The 18,103-nt window shown below is 70.7% G+C and carries 18 protein-coding genes; 8 read left to right on the plus strand and 10 right to left on the minus strand.

What is annotated here, in order from left to right; all coding sequences use genetic code 11:
• Position 1 precedes the first annotated feature (1 nt).
• The 7 genes from LIV37_RS02345 to LIV37_RS02375 form a co-directional block, all read right to left on the minus strand.
• Entirely contained in the window at positions 2-202 is a 201-nt protein-coding gene (locus LIV37_RS02345; RefSeq protein ID WP_020865493.1) for a hypothetical protein, read from the minus strand.
• A 55-nt stretch (positions 203-257) separates the two neighbouring features.
• Complete coding sequence (locus LIV37_RS02350) at positions 258-572, minus strand: hypothetical protein (RefSeq protein WP_148717882.1); 315 nt, start codon at positions 570-572, stop codon at positions 258-260.
• 448 nt (positions 573-1,020) lie between these two features.
• Complete coding sequence (locus LIV37_RS02355; RefSeq protein WP_148717881.1) at positions 1,021-1,413, minus strand: hypothetical protein; 393 nt, start codon at positions 1,411-1,413, stop codon at positions 1,021-1,023.
• A gap of 47 nt (positions 1,414-1,460) precedes the next feature.
• Positions 1,461-1,838 carry a nuclear transport factor 2 family protein gene (locus LIV37_RS02360; protein ID WP_020865496.1) on the minus strand — a complete coding sequence of 126 codons (378 nt, stop codon included), beginning with the start codon at positions 1,836-1,838 and terminating at the stop codon, positions 1,461-1,463.
• Between the two features lie 51 nt (positions 1,839-1,889).
• Entirely contained in the window at positions 1,890-2,693 is an 804-nt protein-coding gene (locus LIV37_RS02365) for a DUF1684 domain-containing protein (protein ID WP_020865497.1), read from the minus strand.
• Between the two features lie 172 nt (positions 2,694-2,865).
• On the minus strand, positions 2,866-3,759 hold the full coding sequence (locus tag LIV37_RS02370) for a class I SAM-dependent methyltransferase (RefSeq protein ID WP_020865498.1): 894 nt from the start codon (positions 3,757-3,759) through the stop codon (positions 2,866-2,868).
• Between the two features lie 129 nt (positions 3,760-3,888).
• Positions 3,889-4,503, minus strand: a complete 615-nt coding sequence (locus LIV37_RS02375) for an XRE family transcriptional regulator (RefSeq protein ID WP_020865499.1) — start codon at positions 4,501-4,503, stop codon at positions 3,889-3,891.
• Positions 4,504-4,594: 91 nt separating this feature from the next.
• On the opposite strand from LIV37_RS02375, the gene LIV37_RS02380 reads away from it, so the two are divergent.
• The 3 genes from LIV37_RS02380 (at position 4,595) to LIV37_RS02390 (ending at position 8,403) form a co-directional block, all read left to right on the plus strand.
• Positions 4,595-5,599, plus strand: a complete 1,005-nt coding sequence (locus LIV37_RS02380) for an NAD(P)/FAD-dependent oxidoreductase (protein WP_020865500.1) — start codon at positions 4,595-4,597, stop codon at positions 5,597-5,599.
• A 134-nt stretch (positions 5,600-5,733) separates the two neighbouring features.
• On the plus strand, positions 5,734-7,347 hold the full coding sequence (locus LIV37_RS02385) for an MFS transporter (protein ID WP_020865501.1): 1,614 nt from the start codon (positions 5,734-5,736) through the stop codon (positions 7,345-7,347).
• Between the two features lie 15 nt (positions 7,348-7,362).
• Positions 7,363-8,403, plus strand: coding sequence for a GntR family transcriptional regulator (locus tag LIV37_RS02390; protein WP_158634954.1), 1,041 nt, complete (start codon positions 7,363-7,365; stop codon positions 8,401-8,403).
• 136 nt (positions 8,404-8,539) lie between these two features.
• Here LIV37_RS02390 and LIV37_RS02395 read toward each other — a convergent pair whose 3' ends face one another.
• Positions 8,540-9,205, minus strand: a complete 666-nt coding sequence (locus LIV37_RS02395; RefSeq protein WP_020865503.1) for a GntR family transcriptional regulator — start codon at positions 9,203-9,205, stop codon at positions 8,540-8,542.
• A 96-nt stretch (positions 9,206-9,301) separates the two neighbouring features.
• On the opposite strand from LIV37_RS02395, the gene glyA reads away from it, so the two are divergent.
• From glyA to LIV37_RS02420, 5 genes are all read left to right on the plus strand, one after another.
• Positions 9,302-10,618 (plus strand): serine hydroxymethyltransferase, encoded by a 1,317-nt coding sequence (glyA, locus tag LIV37_RS02400; protein WP_020865504.1) that lies wholly within the window; start codon positions 9,302-9,304, stop codon positions 10,616-10,618.
• Entirely contained in the window at positions 10,615-11,835 is a 1,221-nt protein-coding gene (locus tag LIV37_RS02405) for a sarcosine oxidase subunit beta family protein (protein ID WP_020865505.1), read from the plus strand. The genes glyA and LIV37_RS02405 overlap by 4 nt, the downstream gene beginning before the upstream one ends.
• 80 nt (positions 11,836-11,915) lie before the next feature.
• Entirely contained in the window at positions 11,916-12,212 is a 297-nt protein-coding gene (locus LIV37_RS02410; RefSeq protein WP_020865506.1) for a sarcosine oxidase subunit delta, read from the plus strand.
• On the plus strand, positions 12,209-15,121 hold the full coding sequence (locus LIV37_RS02415) for a sarcosine oxidase subunit alpha family protein (RefSeq protein WP_020865507.1): 2,913 nt from the start codon (positions 12,209-12,211) through the stop codon (positions 15,119-15,121). The genes LIV37_RS02410 and LIV37_RS02415 overlap by 4 nt, the downstream gene beginning before the upstream one ends.
• Positions 15,114-15,728, plus strand: a complete 615-nt coding sequence (locus tag LIV37_RS02420; RefSeq protein ID WP_020865508.1) for a sarcosine oxidase subunit gamma — start codon at positions 15,114-15,116, stop codon at positions 15,726-15,728. The genes LIV37_RS02415 and LIV37_RS02420 overlap by 8 nt, the downstream gene beginning before the upstream one ends.
• 148 nt (positions 15,729-15,876) lie before the next feature.
• Here the strand turns inward: LIV37_RS02420 and LIV37_RS02425 are convergent, their stop codons facing one another.
• The gene (locus tag LIV37_RS02425; protein ID WP_020865509.1) at positions 15,877-16,974 is read right to left on the minus strand and encodes an alkene reductase; all 1,098 of its coding nucleotides are present in this window, start codon (positions 16,972-16,974) and stop codon (positions 15,877-15,879) included.
• 122 nt (positions 16,975-17,096) lie between these two features.
• Entirely contained in the window at positions 17,097-18,059 is a 963-nt protein-coding gene (locus LIV37_RS02430) for an Lrp/AsnC family transcriptional regulator (protein ID WP_020865510.1), read from the minus strand.
• Positions 18,060-18,103 lie beyond the last annotated feature (44 nt).

The following is an 18,103-nucleotide window of genomic DNA, read 5'->3' on the forward strand; positions in this document are numbered from 1 at the left end:
GTCAGCCCACCGCGGTCCCGTCGTTGCCCTTCGCGAGCTCGCATCGTCCGTACCGGCGGCCGTTCACAGAAGGAGAGGGGCGGACGACGAACTGCTGGCTCCGTTGAGCCCGGCTGAACGCGACCAACTGGCCTCCCTGCTCCGCCGGGTCCACGCACACCTCGATCAGGCCCAGCACCTCGGCGCCACCGGCGTAGTCCACCGGCGGCCATCCGAAGAAAGCCGTATCGGCTGACCAGCCGGCCCGGGTGGGCGACTCAGATGGTTCGGCAGAGGCGGGCCGCGTCCAGCATCGCGGCATGGACATTTCCGCTCGCCACCGCGAAACCGTTCTCCGCCAAGGAGTTGGCATAGCCAGATGCCGTGAGCGAGCCGAGGTCGGGTGAGAGGGTGCGCTCGGGTGCGACGACCTCGACGGTGGCTCCTCCGCGGACGAGGGCCCCCGCCGCGTCGAGTGCCTGGTTTCCGCCGTGGTCGTCGGTGGCTCCGCGCCTCCGTGGATTATCGGAGCACCAGAGCCCCGAGAACGACTTCCTGCCGCCCCGGTGCCACGTACACGGCCCCCAGCTCACCGCTCACCTCAAGCGGCCCGAGCACCCTGAAAGGAGCCGCCGCCACACCGCGGCCGTCGTAACCTGCCATGCACATCATGTTTCTTTGGTACGGCCAGGCCTGGTCTGGCTCGCGCAATTGGGCAGTGCCATCCATGCTGACCTGACTCGTCGGTCACAGCCGTGGGCTGACGCCTCGCCAGCTTTGCCGCGGTCGAGGGCGCGTTGAACCAGCCGAGCGCGTCGAGCAGGCCCAGGCCGATCGCGGCGGCCGCGGGTCAGGGCAGTACTCGAGGTGCCCGGCCGGGGGCGGATGAAGACGCGGTCGCCGGCCAGCAGTTGCCAGCCGAGCCTCGCGCCGTCCGCCCCACCAGGTCGCCTGGTTACGCAGTTGAGAGGCAGGACCCAAATCGGCCGGGACCACGAACCTACCCAGGACGGAAATGCTCAGGAAGAAGCCGTTAAGCGTCTACGGAGTCCGCCGCAGGGAGGTCATGTCGGGGAGGCTGCTGGCGATCGCTTCGGCGAGCGCGGCGGGCTGGGACAAGAAGGGCGAGTGGGAGGAGTCGAGTTCGGTAACGGCGGTCGGTGAAGCCGACACGGCGTCGATCTCCTTGATGAAGCGGTGTGGCAGCGCCAGGGGGATGGCGTTGTCCCGGGTACAGGTCACGTACGAGTGCGGGATGCGGCCGTAGCGCTGCGCGGTGATGGTCAGTTCCTCACCGGGAATCCCCACCGGACCATCCGGACTGAGCAGGGCGATCGCGGCATCCGCTGTGCGGTCGTCGACGTCGTTGTACCCCTTCGAGGTTATGGCGCCGTCGAGCTCTCCCACGCTCGCCTGAATGTCAGCGCCCCTCATCGCCACAGACTGCGCGCCGTGCGATGAGGGGGCTTGCACTGCCGCCGTCAGCTGTCCTGGCCGCCGGCGGGGATGAAGTTGGCGTACTCCTCAATCCGCTTGATCTGTCCGGCATCGTCGAAGCCGAAGTAGACGGCGGCGTGGACCTCGCCGCGCATGCCGCTTGTGGTGGCGACGTGGACCACGTGCTGTTGAAGGACTTCGCCCGGCTGGGAGAGTTGACGCAGGACGTTGTAGCGCATCGATTCGATGGATTCGATCTGCCCTTCCATCCCGGCGATGTTCTCCTCGATGGACTGCTCGCCCTTGCCGTCGTTGTGCCAGACGGTGGTTGTCTCGGCGCACAGGGCCCGGGCGGCTTCCCAGTCGCGGTTTTCCAGTGCGCGGAGGTAGGTGACGGCCCTGTCCTTCAGGTCCTTGCTCATGTAGGTCTTCCTTCGTTACACGTTGATGGGTTCCGGCAGGGGTGGGGCGTATCAGCTCTGGGCGGTCGCGTCGGTCAGGGCGCGCTCGCCGACCTCGATGCGCATCGGCAGGTGGTTGCCGGGCGGCGAGAGCGGACAGACGAACACGTCCGGGTTCAGGTGGTGGTGCGAGAGCGTGGCCTTGTTGAAGTCGACCGTCACGGTGCTGCCGGGCTCCAGCAGCGGCAGCACCAGCCAGCGGCCGATCGCCGGCGTCGATTCGCCGTTGGTCTCGTCGGTGAAGATCACCAGGCGCTGGCCGGGGAAGTCCTGGAGGACGGCCAGGACGAATTCGATGCCGCCGATGGTCACGGCCAGGTCGACGGGGGCCAGGATGGCTTCGGTGCTGCGTGGGCTGGTCAGCCGCGGCACCTCGATGCGGCGCCCTTCGGGAGCTGCTCGGTACTGGCCTTCGAAGACCCAGGCGGGGTTGTAGGGGAAGGTGTCGATGCCTGTGAGTCCGGTGCGCTCGAGGCGGCCTTGATCCATGACGACCAGGCCGTAGGAGCCGTCCGCGCCGCCGGCGAAGCCGATCCGGTTGTCAGGGAATTCCAGGGAGCTGCCGGAGGGGACGGGACTCGTTCCGTCGACCAGGCTGCCCGCCACCTGCACGCCGTCGATGGCCTTGGCCGTCACGGTCAGGTCTCCCGCTTCGGTGGTGCGCCATTCACCGGGGATGCCAGGAAGCGTATGAGGGCACGAGTCGGTGATCTTGGCGTTGGCGACGACCTTGGCCTTGCCGTTCGCTCCGGCGATCTCTTCCCACCGGTCCTGGCGCCAGGCTTCGTAGTCGACTGGGATCTGTGGTGCGGTCATGAATGCTCCCTTTCCTCTCCGCCCGCGCTGTGGGGTCGCGGCGATAGCGCTGCGCGGGCGTGGTTGCTCAGCCCAACGAAGCGCTTGGCACTGCGCGGGCGGTGGTTGCGTATGAGGCAAGCAATTCGGTGCTGAGGCGGCCCGGGCAGGCAACCCTGTGTTGCGCCTGGCATCAGGCGCGGCGGGCGGCCCAGACGGTGCGCTCGGTGCGTACGGCGAGATCCTCGCGGCGCAGGAGGCTGTTCGGGCTGTCGGTGTCCAGGAGGTCGTCGAGAGCGGTGAGGTCCTCGGGGCTGAGAGCGGGGGCGGCGACGCCGCGGATGCGCTGCAAGCTGCCGTAGGCGTAGCGGCCGATCGCCTCGCTGCGCTCACCTTCGATGTTGACGGTGATGGTGCGCTCGTCCTCGACGGTGAAGCCGGCGGCTGTCAGCATCGGGCCCCAGTCCGCGCCGCGGTGCGGAACGTGCTCGGCGTGGAAGCTGTCGGTCGCGGCATGGGCGCGCTCTTCGAGGCCCGGCCGGTTCTCCGGGGCGCCGGCAGGCAGGAAGCGGGGGAAGCCCGCGAGCTCTACGACGGCGAACAGGCCCCCGGGGGCAAGCAGTTCGCGGACACTCCGTAGGGCGCGGTCAGGTTCGGCCATGTGATGCATCGAGGCCGAGGCCCACACCAGATCCGGCCTGCCGAGATCGGGCCAGCGGTTGCTGTCGAGGTCGGCCTGCACGGTCCGTACGCACGCCTCGACACCACGGGCGCATGCCTTCTCGCGCAGGAACTGGAGGTGCCCGGCCGAGGCGTCGACAGCGGTGACGTGCGCGTCGGGGAAGCGTTCGAGGAGCGCGAAGGTGCCCGCGCCGGTGCCGCAGCCCAGGTCCACGATCTGGCGCGGCTCACTCTTCAGTGGCAGCCAGGCGGTGATGGACGCTATGTGCTCGGCGAGCACCTCGGCGTCCAGATCGAGGATCTCCGCCTGCCCGCCATCGCTGTGCTCTTGGTGGCCGCTATGGCTGTGGTCGGGGTGGTGACCGCCTTTGCCATGGTGGGGGGTGTGCTGGTGCGTTTGGGTCATGGCAACACCGTAAGCCCGCCATGCGCCTGTCGCATAACCTCTTGCGGAATACGCAAGAAGGTGGCTTGGAGTGCTGCCCGGCACGCAAGATCGCCCGCCGCGCCGGGGGTTCCGGCCGACCGTAGCCCGCTATTCACAAGGCCCCTGGGCACCTCCGCAGTCGGCTTCGGAGCCGTCAGCACCGGCGCCCTTCTGGTGGCCGCGGCGGGCATCGCGGTCGAAGATGCCCATGATCTCGCACGGTCCGCCATCGGCGCCGATGGCATGCGGCATCATGGTGGGGAACTCTGCGGCCTGATTGGTCTCGATGCGAAAGCGCCGGTGGCCGAGCATGAGGATGGCGGTGCCGGACAGCACCACCAGCCATTCACGGCCGGGGTGGGCGCGCATGCGGGCCGGGTTGTCGGGCGGAGGGTCGGTCATCCGCTGACGCATCACGCTCATTCCAGGGTCGCCCTTTATGGGCCAGCGCATCAGGCCGTGGGTGCCGTCGATCATCGGGCTGATGACGACGTCGTCGGCGGCGTTCTCCACGAGCTGGTCCAAGGTGGTATCCAGGGCGCGGGCAAGGGTGACCAGCTGATCCAGGGCGAGGCGGCGCTGACCGTTCTCGATGCGGCTCAGTGAGGACTGGCTGAGGTTGGCGCGGGTGGCCAGCTCCTCCAGTGACCAGCCCTGCGCGACGCGCAGCGCGCGGATCCGTTTGCGTACGAGGCTGTCCAGCCGCCCATCTTCTTGCGTCATAAGCAACATTGTATGCCCTTGATGCAACGCGGGTTTAACGTCGAACACAGATGGCCCAGCACGGGGGCCACCTATGACGAAAGGGCGCGACATGTCTGTGCAGACTTCCCGCTATGAGAGCGACGCACTGCCCACCGAGACCGTGGATGTAGTGGTGATCGGCGGAGGCGCCGCGGGGCTGAACGGCGCGCTGATGCTGGCCCGCTCCCGCCGCTCGGTCGTCGTGATCGACAGCGGCACCCCGCGCAACGCCCCCGCCGCCGCCATGCACGGCTTCATCGTCCTGGACGGTACCCCTCCCCTCGAGATCCTCAAGCGCGGACGCCAGCAGGTACGCGAGTGCGGCGGCCAGATCGTCTTCGGGGAAGTGGCCACGGCCGAACCCGCCGCCCCCTCAGCCGACGGCGACCTGCGGTTCACCGTCACGCTGGCCGACGGCCGCACGCTGACGGCGCGCCGGGTACTAGTGGCCACCGGCCTGCGCGATGTGCTGCCCGAGGTACCCGGCCTGGCCGACCACTGGGGCCGCAGCGTGGTGCACTGCCCCTACTGCCACGGCTGGGAGGTTCGCGACAAGTCCATCGGCATCCTCGCCACCGGCCCCGCCTCCGTCCACCACGCCTGGCTGTTCCGCCAACTGTCGGATGACCTCATCTACTTCACCCGCGGCACCGAGTTGGACGCGGAGACCCGCGCCCGCTTCGCCGCTCGCAACATCCACATCATCGAGACCGACATCAAGGAAGTCGTCAGCGAAGCGGACGCCCTCGCAGGCGTCCGCTTGACGGACGGCACCTTTGTGGGACGGCGGGTTCTGGCTGTGGCCACGCAGATGCAGGCCCGTACCGAGGGCTTGGAGGGCCTGAAGCTGCCGATCGAAGACCTGCCCGACAACATGGGCCGCCGCTTCGCCTCCGCCATGGCCGGCACCACCGAGATCGCTGGCGTGTGGGTGGCCGGCAACGCCACCGACCTCACGGCCCAGGTCGGCACCTCCGCCGCAGCCGGAGCCCTGGCCGGCTCCCACATCAACGCCCTGCTGGCCACCGCGGACACCGATACCGCGCTCGCCGCCGCGCAAAAGACCACCGGCTGACGATAAGCCCCCGCTGCTGAAGAACCGCGCGACCGCGATCCAGCGGTCCGCGCGGTGAGCGGGTCACCACCTCACCAACTTGGCGACCGGTCCTGTCCCGGCGCCGATTCCGCATGCCCTTTTGGAGGGAAATCATGAGTACGGACCAGCCTCCTCGGACGGCGGCCGCGCCGGTCAGCGGCGGAGGCACGCCGGATGCGCGTCAGCTGCGCGCGATCCTGATCACCGTCTCGATCGCGCTGATGGCCGTCATCGCATCCGTGTCCGGGCTGAACGTCGCCCAGACCCACATGGCGGTCGAATGGGGCGCCTCGCAGACCACCGTCCTGTGGATCATCAACATCTACACCCTCGCTCTGGCCGCCCTGCTGTTGCCGCTCGGTGCGATCGGTGACCGGCTGGGCCGCAAGCCCATGCTGATCACCGGGCTGATCATCTTCGGTGCCGCCAGCGTCGTCGCCGGCCTGGCCCCGTCGGCCGCGGTGATGATCGGCGCCCGTGTGGCGGCCGGTATCAGCGCCGCGATGATCATGCCGATCACGCTGGCCGTCATCACCTCCACCTTCCCTGAGGAGGAGCGGGGCAAGGCGATCGGCGTATGGACCGGTGTCGCCGGAGGCGGCGGCATCCTGGGCATGTTCCTCTCCGCCCTGTTGGTCGATGTCGCCGACTGGCGCTGGCTGTTCGTGCTGCCCGTGATCCTGGTCGTCGTCGCGCTGGCGATGACGCTGAAATCAGTGCCCAACTCCCGCGAACGCTCTACCCATTCGTTCGACACCATCGGTGCGCTGGTCTCCACCATCGCCGTGATCGGTCTCATCTTTGTCCTGCAGGAAGGCCCCGAACGAGGCTGGACCGCCCCCATCACCCTGATCAGTCTCAGCGTCGGCGTAATCGCCGCCATCGCCTTCGTGGCCTGGGAGCTGCACCGCCGTGATGCCTCGCTGCTGGATGTGCGCCTGTTCCGTGAGCGCGGTCTGGCCAGCGGATCGATCACACTGCTGGTCGTCTTCGGCGTCCAGGCGGGTATCGCCGTCGTGCTCTTCCCGTTCTTCCAGGCCGTGCTGGGCTGGTCCGGGCTGCTGTCGACCGTGGCGATGATGCCAATGGCCGTCATGATGATGATGACCTCGGGCCTGGCCCCCAAGATGGCCGCCAAGATCGGCGCCCGCTCCACCATGGCCGTGGGCGTCGCCCTGGCCACCCTCGGCCTCGCGCTGATGGCGCTGTTCGTCTCCGTCGACGGCGGCTACCTGTCCATCCTCGCCGGCATGCTCGCCATGGGGATCGGCATGGGCCTGTCGATGACACCCTCCACCGAGGCCATCACCAGCTCCCTGCCTCGCGCCAAACAAGGCGTCGCCTCCGCTCTCAACGACGTTACCCGCGAATTCGGCACCGCCCTGGGTGTCGCGATGCTCGGCGCGCTCCTGGCCAACGGCTACCGCAGCGCCATCGACGACAAGCTCGACGGCATCCCTGCCGGTGCTGCGGACACCGCCCGCGAAGGCATCGCCAACGCCATCGAGGTCGCGCCCAACACCGGCAGCCGCCCACAGGACCTGATCCACGCCACGCAGCAGTCCTTCGTCGACGGCTGGCAGCAGGCCATGTGGATCGGCGCCGCCGTTATGGCCGCACTGCTCGTCTACGTCGCCCTGCGCGGCCCGAAGAACACCGCACCCCTCCAACCCGACACCGAGGCAGCCCCGGAGACCGAGGTCGTGGAGAACGCCGCCGCCCACTGACCCCGCGGAAACTCCGTGCGGACAGAGCACGACACCGCCCGCACGGCAGACGGCCGTCGGGCACACCGCGGCTTCACGGTGTGCCCGACGGCCGCACAGCGCCCTGCGCACAACCCGCCCCACGTACTGGGGGTGGCCTGCGCCTTCGCGGAGCTGCGGGGCGAGCGGCACCCTCAGGACGCGCCCCGGCCGGACCACCCCGACGCGTTGGGCGCCTTTCTGGAGCGGGTGCGGTCGGCGGCGGGCGCCGAGGCGAGCGTGCACCTGCTGACGCATGGGATACCGGCGGACGGCCACGGCGCCCCTGGAGCACCGGACACGGCCGGGGTGTCCGCCCGCCCGCGCTGGCACCACGCGCCCGGCCCGGCGGCCTGGACCGACGAGACGCGACGCCTCCTCGCCGCCGATGCCCAGCTCCCTTCCGAGCCCGCGCCCGACCTGCCCCGTCTCCGCGACCCGCTGCTGACCTGGTCCACCACCTGGACCGCCTCCGCGGCCCCCTTCACCCGGATCGCCGTTCCACGGCCGCCGTACGACGCCGCCCCGGCCATCTGCGGCTCTGATAACGACTCGAACGCTCGGGAGGCGCGCCCCCGGTCACCCCGTGGGTCCCATGGCGACCCGGCGGATGAGCAGCGCCTCGGGCTGTCCCGCAGGGTCGTCCGCGCGGGGCTGCGGGCACTGGCCGAGGAGGGCATGCTCGACCCGCTCCCGGGCGGTGCGACCGCCGTCCCCGCCGTCACGGCCAAGGACGTCCTCGACCTCTACGCGCTGCGCGCCAGCCTCGGAGCGCTGCTCATCCGCCGGGTCGCCATGCTCGGCCGCGACCACCTCACTCCGGTGTCAGAGGCCCTGGCGGAGGTCCGGGCCGCCGCCCGGGACGGCGATCATGTCCGCATCCGCGAAGTCGACTTGCGGTCCCAGGACGCGCTCGCGCGCATCGCGGACCTTCCGCCAACGAGGACACCGCCGTCTTCGACGCGTTGCGCAACGCCGACGGCAACGAGGCGGCCCGCCTGTGGCGGGTCAAGATCGAACGCTGTGTCCGTTTTATGATCGCCCAGCTCCCCGAGGACGACGTCGCCCCGCACCTGTGGACCACGCCGGCGGGCAGGCCCCGGCTGCACCGGGAGGACGCGCGGAGCGCCGCGCACTGAATGCGGACGGACGCCGCGGACGCTCGGCGTCCATCTCAGATGGCGGCGCGAATGGCCCGTTCGAAGCCCTCGACATGGCTGTGGGCCAGCTGTGCCGCCTTGTCGGGGTCACCGGCGACGACCGCCTCGATCAACGGCCCGTGCTCTCCGATGTGACCGGCCATGTCGGAGAGGCGGTCGATGAACAGGCACCAGATGCGGGTCGCCAGGTTGTCGTGGCGGACGAGCGTGTCCTCCAGGTACGGGTTGTGCGTGGCGGCGTAGATCGCGCGGTGGACCTGGAGATCCAGGCGCATCAGCTCGGCGGCGTCGCGCTGAGGTGAATCCGCGCCCGCCAGCTCCCGCAGGGCGGCCGTCAGGGTCGCACGGTCCGCGGCCGTGGCACGCCGCGCGGCCAGGGCGGCGGCCAGGGGCTCCAACTCCTGGCGCACCTCGGAGATATGGGCCAGGTCGGTGATGTTGACCTCGGTGGCGAAGGTGCCACGCCGGGGGTAGGTCGTGATCAGCCGCTCGTACTGGAGCCGCTTGAGCGCCTCGCGCACCGGTGTGCGCCCGACGCCGAGGGACTGCGCCAGCTGGTCCTCGTTGATCGGCGCGCCCGGGCGGATTTCGAGCATGACGAGCCGGTCGCGGATGGCGCGGTAGGCGCGCTCGGCGAGGGAGAGCTCCTCGCCCGCGGGTTCGGTCGCCACCTGCTGCATGAAATGCCCCCTTGACCTGTCTCGCAAGCTCTCATACCTTACCGCAGAGGCTGATATATCAGTTGCCCATTAGTTGGCTCTCAGGATGGTGCACAGATGGCAATCACTCCGTCGACCAGCACATTCGCCTCCCCTCTCACCCTCCCGCTCAGCGAACTCGACCCGGACGTCGCCGCCGCTGTCGACGCCGAACTCCACCGCCAGCAGTCCACCCTGGAGATGATCGCCTCGGAGAACTTCGCCCCGGCGGCGGTCATGGAGGCCCAGGGCTCGGTCCTGACCAACAAGTACGCCGAGGGCTACCCCGGCCGCCGCTACTACGGCGGCTGTGAGCACGTCGACGTGGTCGAGCAGATCGCCATCGACCGGGTGAAGGAGCTCTTCGGCGCCGAGGCGGCGAACGTCCAGCCGCACTCGGGCGCCCAGGCCAACGCGGCCGCGATGTTCGCCCTGCTCTCCCCCGGCGACGCCATCCTCGGCCTCGACCTCGCGCACGGCGGCCATCTGACCCACGGCATGAAGATCAACTTCTCCGGCAAGCTGTACGACGTCGTGCCGTACCACGTGCGCGAGTCCGATCTGCGCATCGACATGGACGAGGTCGAGCGGCTCGCGCTCGCCCACCGGCCCAAGATGATCGTCGCGGGCTGGTCGGCCTACCCCCGACAGCTGGACTTCGCCGCGTTCCGCCGGATCGCCGACGAGGCCGGCGCGTATCTGATGGTGGACATGGCGCACTTCGCCGGGCTGGTGGCCGCGGGCCTCCACCCCAGCCCGGTGCCGTACGCCGACGTCGTGACGACCACCACGCACAAGACCCTCGGCGGCCCGCGCGGCGGGGTGATCCTCAGCCGTGCCGGCCTGGCCAAGAAGATCAATTCGGCGGTCTTCCCGGGCCAGCAGGGCGGTCCGCTGGAGCATGTCATCGCGGCGAAGGCGGTGGCCTTCAAGGTGGCGGCGGGCGAGGAGTTCAAGGAGCGCCAGCGGCGCACCCTGGACGGCGCCCGCATCCTCGCCGGACGGCTGCTGGCCGACGATGTGGCCGAGGCCGGGATCACGGTGCTGACCGGCGGCACCGAGGTCCATCTGGTCCTCGTGGACCTGCGGAATTCCACGCTCGACGGGCAGCGGGCCGAGGACCGGCTGCACCGCGTCGGCATCACGGTCAACCGCAACGCGGTGCCGTTCGACCCCCGCCCGCCGATGGTCTCCTCGGGACTGCGGATCGGCACTCCGGCCCTGGCCACCCGCGGCTTCGGCGAGACCGAGTTCCGGGAGGTCGCCGACATCATCGCCCAGGCCCTGAAGGACGAGCGGCTCGACGACGAGCGCACGGGCCTGCTCCGCGACCGGGTCGAGAAGCTCGCCTCCGCCTTCCCCCTCTACCCCCGCCTGAACGGAGACGCGGCATGACCGCCCAGCCGCTGCCGGAGCACCCGGACTTCCTCTGGCGCAACCCCGAGCCGCGCTCCTCGTACGACGTGGTCATCGTCGGCGCGGGCGGCCACGGCCTGGCCACCGCCTACTACCTCGCCCGGAACCACGGCATCACCAACATCGCCGTCCTGGAGAAGGGCTGGCTGGCCGGCGGCAACATGGCGCGCAACACCACGATCATCCGCTCCAACTACCTGTGGGACGAGAGCGCGGCGATCTACGAGCACGCGCTCAAGCTGTGGGAGGGGCTGCCGGCGGAGCTGGACTACGACTTCCTGTTCAGCCAGCGCGGCGTCCTCAACCTCGCCCACACCCTTCAGGACGTCCGCGAGGGCGTGCGCCGGGTCGGCGCCAACCGCCTCAACGGCGTGGACGCCCAGTGGCTGGCGCCGGACGAGGTGGCCGAGGTCTGCCCCATCCTCAACGTCTCGCCCCGCACCCGGTATCCGGTCCTCGGCGCCACCTTCCAGCCGCGGGCCGGTATCGCCAAGCACGACCACGTCGCGTGGGCGCTCGCGCGCCGGGCCGACGCCATGGGTGTGGACCTGATCCAGGGGTGCGAGGTCACCGGCTTCCTCAAGGACGGCGACCGGGTGGTGGGCGTCGAGACCAGCCGTGGCCGCATCCGCGCGGGCCGGGTCGGCCTCGCGGCCGCCGGGCACAGCAGTGTGCTGGCCGAACTGGCCGGTTTCCGGCTGCCGGTGCAGTCCCATCCGCTCCAGGCGCTGGTCTCCGAACTGCACGAGCCGGTGCACCCGACCGTGGTCATGTCGAACCATGTGCACGTCTACGTCTCCCAGGCGCACAAGGGCGAACTGGTGCTGGGCGCGGGCGTCGACTCGTACAACGGCTACGGGCAGCGCGGTTCCTTCCACGTCATCGAGCAGCAGATGGCCGCCGCCGTCGAGCTGTTCCCCGTCTTCGCCCGCGCGCATGTGCTGCGGACCTGGGGCGGCATCGTCGACGTCACCCCGGACGCCTCCCCCATCGTCGGCACCAGCCCCGTCGAGAACCTCTACGTCAACTGCGGCTGGGGCACCGGCGGGTTCAAGGCCACCCCGGCCGCCGGCTGGACCTTCGCGCACACCATCGCGACGGGCGAGCCGCATCCGCTGAACGCCCCCTTCGCCCTCGAACGCTTCGCGACGGGCGCGTTGATCGACGAACACGGCGCCGCGGCCGTGGCCCACTGAGAACCGGCTGAGAACCGGTTGAGCACCCACTGAGAGACCCACCGAGAGCCCGCTGAGAGCCCGCTGAGAGAAGGGACACCGTGCTGCTGATCACCTGCCCATGGTGCGGTCCTCGCGACGAGGCCGAGTACCACTACGGGGGCCAGGCCCATGTCCCCTACCCCGAACGCCCCGCCGACCTCGACGACGAGCAGTGGGCCGCGTACGTCTTCTACCGGGACAACCCCAAGGGCCCCTTCGCCGAGCGGTGGACGCACAGCACCGGCTGCCGCCGCTGGTTCAACGTCCTGCGCGACACCGTCAGCTACGAGGTGCTGGCCTCCTACCGGCTCGACGCGCCCCGCCCCGAACTGCCCCAGGCCGGAGGAAACCGATGACCGACCAGCCCCGCCAGCCCGACCAGCACTGTCGGCTCCGGCAAGGGGGCCGTATCGAGCGCGGCACCGTGCTGCGGTTCACCGTCGACGGACGGGAGCTGACCGGGCACCCCGGAGACACCGTGGCCTCGGCGATGCTGGCGAACGGGGTCGCCGAGGTCGCCCCGTCGATCTACCGCGGCCGCCCGCGCGGCATCGTCGCCGCGGGTGTGGAGGAGCCCAACGCCCTGGTGCAACTGGCCGGTTCATGCTCGGAGGGCATGCTTCCGGCGACGACGGTCGAGCTGTACGAAGGTCTGTCCGCCACCACCCTTTCGGGGATGGGGCGGCTCGATCCCACTCCCGACCCCGCCGTGTACGACAAGAAGTACGTCCACACCGACGTCCTGGTCATCGGCGCCGGACCGGCCGGGCTCGCGGCCGCCGCCGCTGCCGCCGGCTCCGGCGCCCGGGTGATCCTCCTCGACGACCAGCCCGAGCCCGGTGGTTCGCTGCTGTCCGGGCGCGCCGAGAGGGTCGGCGCGCAGACCGCCCTCGAGTGGGTCGCCGAGGTCCACGCGGCGCTCGACGCCGCCCCGGAGGCCGTCGTCCTGCGCCGCACCTCCGCGTTCGGCTCCTACGACGACAACTATGTGCTGGCCGTGCAGCGGCGCACCGATCACCTCGGAGCCGACGCGCCCGGCCCCTCCGAGGGCGTCTCGCGCCAGCGGCTGTGGCACATCCGGGCCCGCCAGGTGGTCCTGGCGACCGGCGCCCACGAACGTCCGCTGGTCTTCGCCGGGAACGACCGGCCCGGGGTGATGCTCGCCGCGGCCGTGCGCTCGTACGTCAACCGCTACGCCGTGGCTCCCGGCTCGCGGGCCGTGGTGAGCACGACCAACGACAGCGCCTATGACACGGTCGCCGATCTCCACGCCGCCGGGATCGGCATCGCCGCCGTCGTGGACGCGCGTCCCGAGCTGTCCCGCCGGGCCGCCGAGGTCGCCACGGCGACCGGGGTACGGGTGCTGACGGGCAGTGCGGTGGTCGGCACCGCGGGCGGCGGCCGGCTCACCGGCGTCACCGTCCAGGCCCTCGACGAGGAGGGTCAGCTCACCGGCGGCCCGGAGTCGTTCGACTGCGACCTGCTCGCCGTCTCGGGCGGATGGAGCCCGGTGGTGCATCTGCACAGCCAGCGCCAGGGCAGGCTGCGCTGGGACGCGGACCTGGTCGCGTTCGTGCCCGACGGCACCGTACGGGACCAGCGGGTCGTCGGCGCGGCCCGGGGGACGTACGACCTCGACGGCTGTCTGGCCGACGGCGCGCTGGCCGGTGCGCGGGCCGCGACGGACGCCGGGTTCCCGGTCCCCCTGCCGTCGCCCGAGAACACGCGGGCCGGAGGCGGCCCGATCCGCGCGCTGTGGCTGGTGCCCGCCCCCGAGGGCGGACCCGGCGGCTGGGACACCCACTTCGTCGACCTGCAGCGCGATGCCACCGTCGCCGGCGTCCGGCGGTCCACCGGTTCGGGCATGCGCGGTGTCGAACACGTCAAGCGCTACACGTCGCTCGGCACGGCGAACGACCAGGGCAAGACCTCCGGCGTCAACGCGATCGGTGTGATCGCCGAGATCCTCGGCGCGGGCGCGTCCCCCGGAGAGATCGGCACCACGGCCTACCGGGCGCCCTACACACCGGTGGCCTTCGCCGCCCTCGCCGGGCGCGAGCGCGGTGAGCTGTTCGACCCGGAGCGCATGACCTCCATCCACCACTGGCATGTCGCCCAGGGGGCGGTGTTCGAGGACGTCGGGCAGTGGAAGCGCCCCTGGTACTACCCCCGGCCCGGGGAGGACATGGACACGGCCGTGGCCCGCGAGTGCCGAGCCGCCCGTGAGGGGGTGGCCTTCATGGACGCCTCCACCCTCGGCAAGATCGAGATCTGGGGCCGGGACGCCGGGGAGTTCCTGGGCCGCGTCTACACCAACGGCTTCAAGAAGCTCAGGCCCGGCATGGCCCGCTACGGCGTGATGTGCAAGCCCGACGGCATGATCTTCGACGACGGCGTCACGCTGCGCCTCGAGGAGAACCGCTACTTCATGACCACCACGACCGGCGGCGCCGCCGGAGTCCTGGACTGGCTGGAGGAGTGGCTGCAGACCGAGTGGCCCGAGCTCGACGTCCACTGCACCTCGGTGACCGAGCAGTGGGCGACGATCGCCGTGGTCGGCCCGCAGTCGCGCGAGGTCGTGGCCCATCTCGCCCCCGACGTCGACTTTTCGAACGAGGCGTTCCCTTTCATGGCCCTCCGCGAGACCACCCTCGCCTCCGGTATCCCGGCCCGCATCTGCCGGATCTCCTTCTCCGGCGAACTGGCCTACGAGATCAACGTCTCGGCGTGGTACGGCCCGGCGGTCTGGGAGGAGGTGTACGCGGTGGGCCGACCGTACGACATCACCCCGTACGGCACCGAGACCATGCACGTCCTGCGGGCCGAGAAGGGCTACATCATCGTCGGCCAGGACACCGACGGCACCGTCACCCCGCAGGACGCGGGAATGTCCTGGGTGGTCTCCAAGCAGAAGGACTTCATCGGCAAGCGCTCGTACTCCCGCCCCGACACCTCCCGCACCGACCGCAAGCACCTGGTCGGCCTGGTGCCGAGCGATCGCAGCACCAGGCTGCCCGAGGGCACCCAGCTCATCGCGCCGAACGTGCCCGTCACCCCCGGGGCCGGGCCGGTGCCGATGCTCGGCCATGTCACCTCCAGCTACCACAGCCAGGCGCTGGGCCGTCCGTTCGCCCTCGCCCTGGTCACCGCCGGCCGGGACCGCGTCGGGGACACACTCCTCGCCCCCGTCGGCGACGACCTCGTCCCCGTCCAGGTCACCGACCCCGTGCTCTACGACCCCGAAGGGACCAAGCGCGATGGCTGAGCAGACCGACACGAGCCCGGTGGCGCTGCGTACCAGCCCCCTGGCACATCTGGCGGACCGGATGCGCGCGGCCGCCGTCACCGGCGCCCGTGGCGTCACGCTGGCCGAGCGCCCGTTCCTCACCATGGTGAACCTGCGCCTCGACCCCACTTCCGAAGCGGCCGGCCGGATGGAGAAGACCCTGGGGGTGCCGCTCCCCCACCAGTGCGGCCACACCACCACGTCCGGCCCCCACACGGCCGTCTGGCTCGGCCCCGACGATTGGCTCCTGCTGTCCGAAGAGCCCATCGACACCGCCGAGTTGCGGCAGGCACTCGCGGGAGACCCGGGCTCGGTCGTGGACGTCTCCGCGAACCGCACCACGCTGGAGCTGAGCGGGCCGGCCGCCCGCCAGGTGCTGGAGAAGGGCTGCCGACTGGACCTGCACCCCCGGGCCTTCGGCCCCGGCCGGGCGGTGTCGACCACGGTGGGCCCCGTCCCGGTGCTGCTCTGGCACATCGACGACGCGCCGACGTACCGGCTCCTCCCGCGATCCTCGTTCGCCGACCACCTGGCGCGCTGGCTCATCGACGCGATGAGCGAGTACCGCGGGCCGGAAGTGCCCTGACAGAGGCCCGGCGCGGCCGTGTCCACCGGACGTCCAGTCCTCGTCCAAACGTACGACGCAATCTGAGGAGGCACACACGCACCGAACCCGGCCAAAGGGGAGGATCTCCGGTGAAGATCAAGCTGGCGTATGTGGAGCCGGACAGCGGTCACGAGAGGACTTCCCCCAGGCAGGGGTAGTCGGTGTAGCCGCGGTGGTCGCCGCGGTAGAACGTGGTCTCGTCGGCCTCGGCGAGCGGCGCGCCGAGGCGGAGGCGGTGCACGAGGTCGGGGTTGGAGATGAACAGCGTCCCGAACGAGAGGATGTCCGCCAGCCCGTCGTCGACCAGGCGCAGTTGCCGGGGGCCGGCGGGCCAGTCGTGGTGAGTCTCGTGCGGATTGAGCATGAACGCTCCTGCCCACTGCTCCCGCAGTTTCACCGTGAGGTCGCGGTGGCCCGGAAACTCGAATACGTGCAGGTAGGCCAGGTCGCGTGGCAGACCGTCGACCAGGGTCAGGTAGAGCTCGTGCAGGTCCGGCTCGTCGAGGCCGAACGCGGTGCAGCCAGGGGAGATGCGCAGTGCGAGCCGCTCGGATCCGATGCGCGCGGCGACGGCGTCAACGAGGTCGAGCGGGAACCGGACGCGCCCGGCGACGCTGCCGCCGTAGCGGTCGGTGCGGCGGTTGGCGTTGCCGGAGAGGAACTGCTGAATGAGGTAACCGTAGGCTCCGTGCAGTTCGACACCGTCGAACCCGGCGTCGATCGCGTTCGCGGCCGCATCGGCGAAGTCGGCGATGGTATCCGCGACGCCCCGCATGGTCAGGACTTGCGGTATCGGGTACGGCTTGCGCACGGCCGGTTCGCCGCCGTGGACGCGCACGACGCCTTCGGCGGCACACGCGGACGGCGCGAGCGGGTGCAGCCCGCCGCCGAGGAGTTCGGGGTGGCTGTTGCGGCCGGCGTGCATGAGCTGTGTGTAGATCCGGCCGCCCGCGTCGTGCACGGCGTCGGTGACCGGGCGCCAGGACAGGACCTGCGCCGGGTCGTGCAGGCCGGGGGTGTCGGTGTAGCCCTGGCCGACATGACTGGGCTGGGCGGCTTCGGCGACGATCAGCCCGGCGGTCGCGCGCTGCCGGTAGTACTCGGCCATGAGCGGGGTCGCCGACAGGCCGTCGCCGTAGGCGCGGCGGCGGGTCAGCGGGGCCATGGCGACCCGGTTGGGCAGGGTAAGCGGTCCGATGGAGATCGGGTCGAATGCGTTCGGCATCGGGAGTTCTTTCTCGGAGCGATGTGTTTTCGTGCCCCGCCACAATCCCCTCGCGCTGAGCCCCGCGGCAGAAACACCGCCCCAGTGGGCGCTATCCGACACGCAGGGCCTCGTACGCGGCGCTATCCGACGACCGGAGACGCCCCCTTGACCACCCGCATACTCGGCGCGGTCCCCACCGACAGCAGCCCGGGCAATGCCGCCACCGGGCCCGTCAGGTATTCGTACAGCGCCGTGCCAGTGGGGCACTGCACGCTCGCGTACAGGTTGGACACGCCGGTGGTGGCAGCCGCGAAGCTCACCTGCGGATGCTCCGCCAGCGCCTCACCCGCAGCCGCCAGCTCACCCGGCGCGACCGTCAGCCACAGCCCCGCCGACGTCCACGACCCCAGCAACGCCGGGTCGACGTCGACGTCGACGTACACCACCCCGCCCGAGCGCAGCTCTGCCAGCCGCCGCCGCACGGTCGTCTGCGACCAGCCCGTCGCCGTGGCCAGCGACCGGAACCCGGCCCGCCCGTCCAGCGCGAGCGCCTCCAGCAACGCGTTGTCCTCCGCCGACAGTTCCACCGGCCCGGACACGCGTTTCGCCGCCGGCGGCGACAGCTGCGCGCACTGCTCCGCCGTGAGCGGCCCGTTCTTCGTCAGCGGACTCTCACTTCCACCGAAGAACGGGTGCAGCACGCGGTGCGCACTCACCCCGGTGACCCGGGGCGTGCGGGGCAGGCGAGACAGCACGGTCGACTCCGCCGCCGGCGGGTCCGTCACCGCCTGAACCATGCACAGGACCTCCGCGCCTCCCGAGGCGATCTGCACCCATGTCGTCTCCGCCTGCTTCGCCAGCGCTCGCGCGAGCCCCGCCACCGCCTCCGGTACGCACCGCACCCGCACCAGCCACAACTGCCGCCCCACCGCCTCCGGCCACACCGCACCGATCACCCGAACGCCCGCCTCGTTCCGCAGCCGCGCGTACCGGCGCGCCACTGTCTGGTCCGAGACCCCCAGCACCGCACCGACCAGCGAGAACGCGACCCGCCCATCGATCTGGAGCGCTTGCAGCAGCCCGCGTTCGACCGCGTCCAACATATGTCCCGTCCTACCGATCCGACCCATCCGGCGCGCCCCGTGTG

It is taken from the genome of Streptomyces rapamycinicus NRRL 5491, assembly GCF_024298965.1.
GTDB lineage: Bacteria > Actinomycetota > Actinomycetes > Streptomycetales > Streptomycetaceae > Streptomyces > Streptomyces rapamycinicus.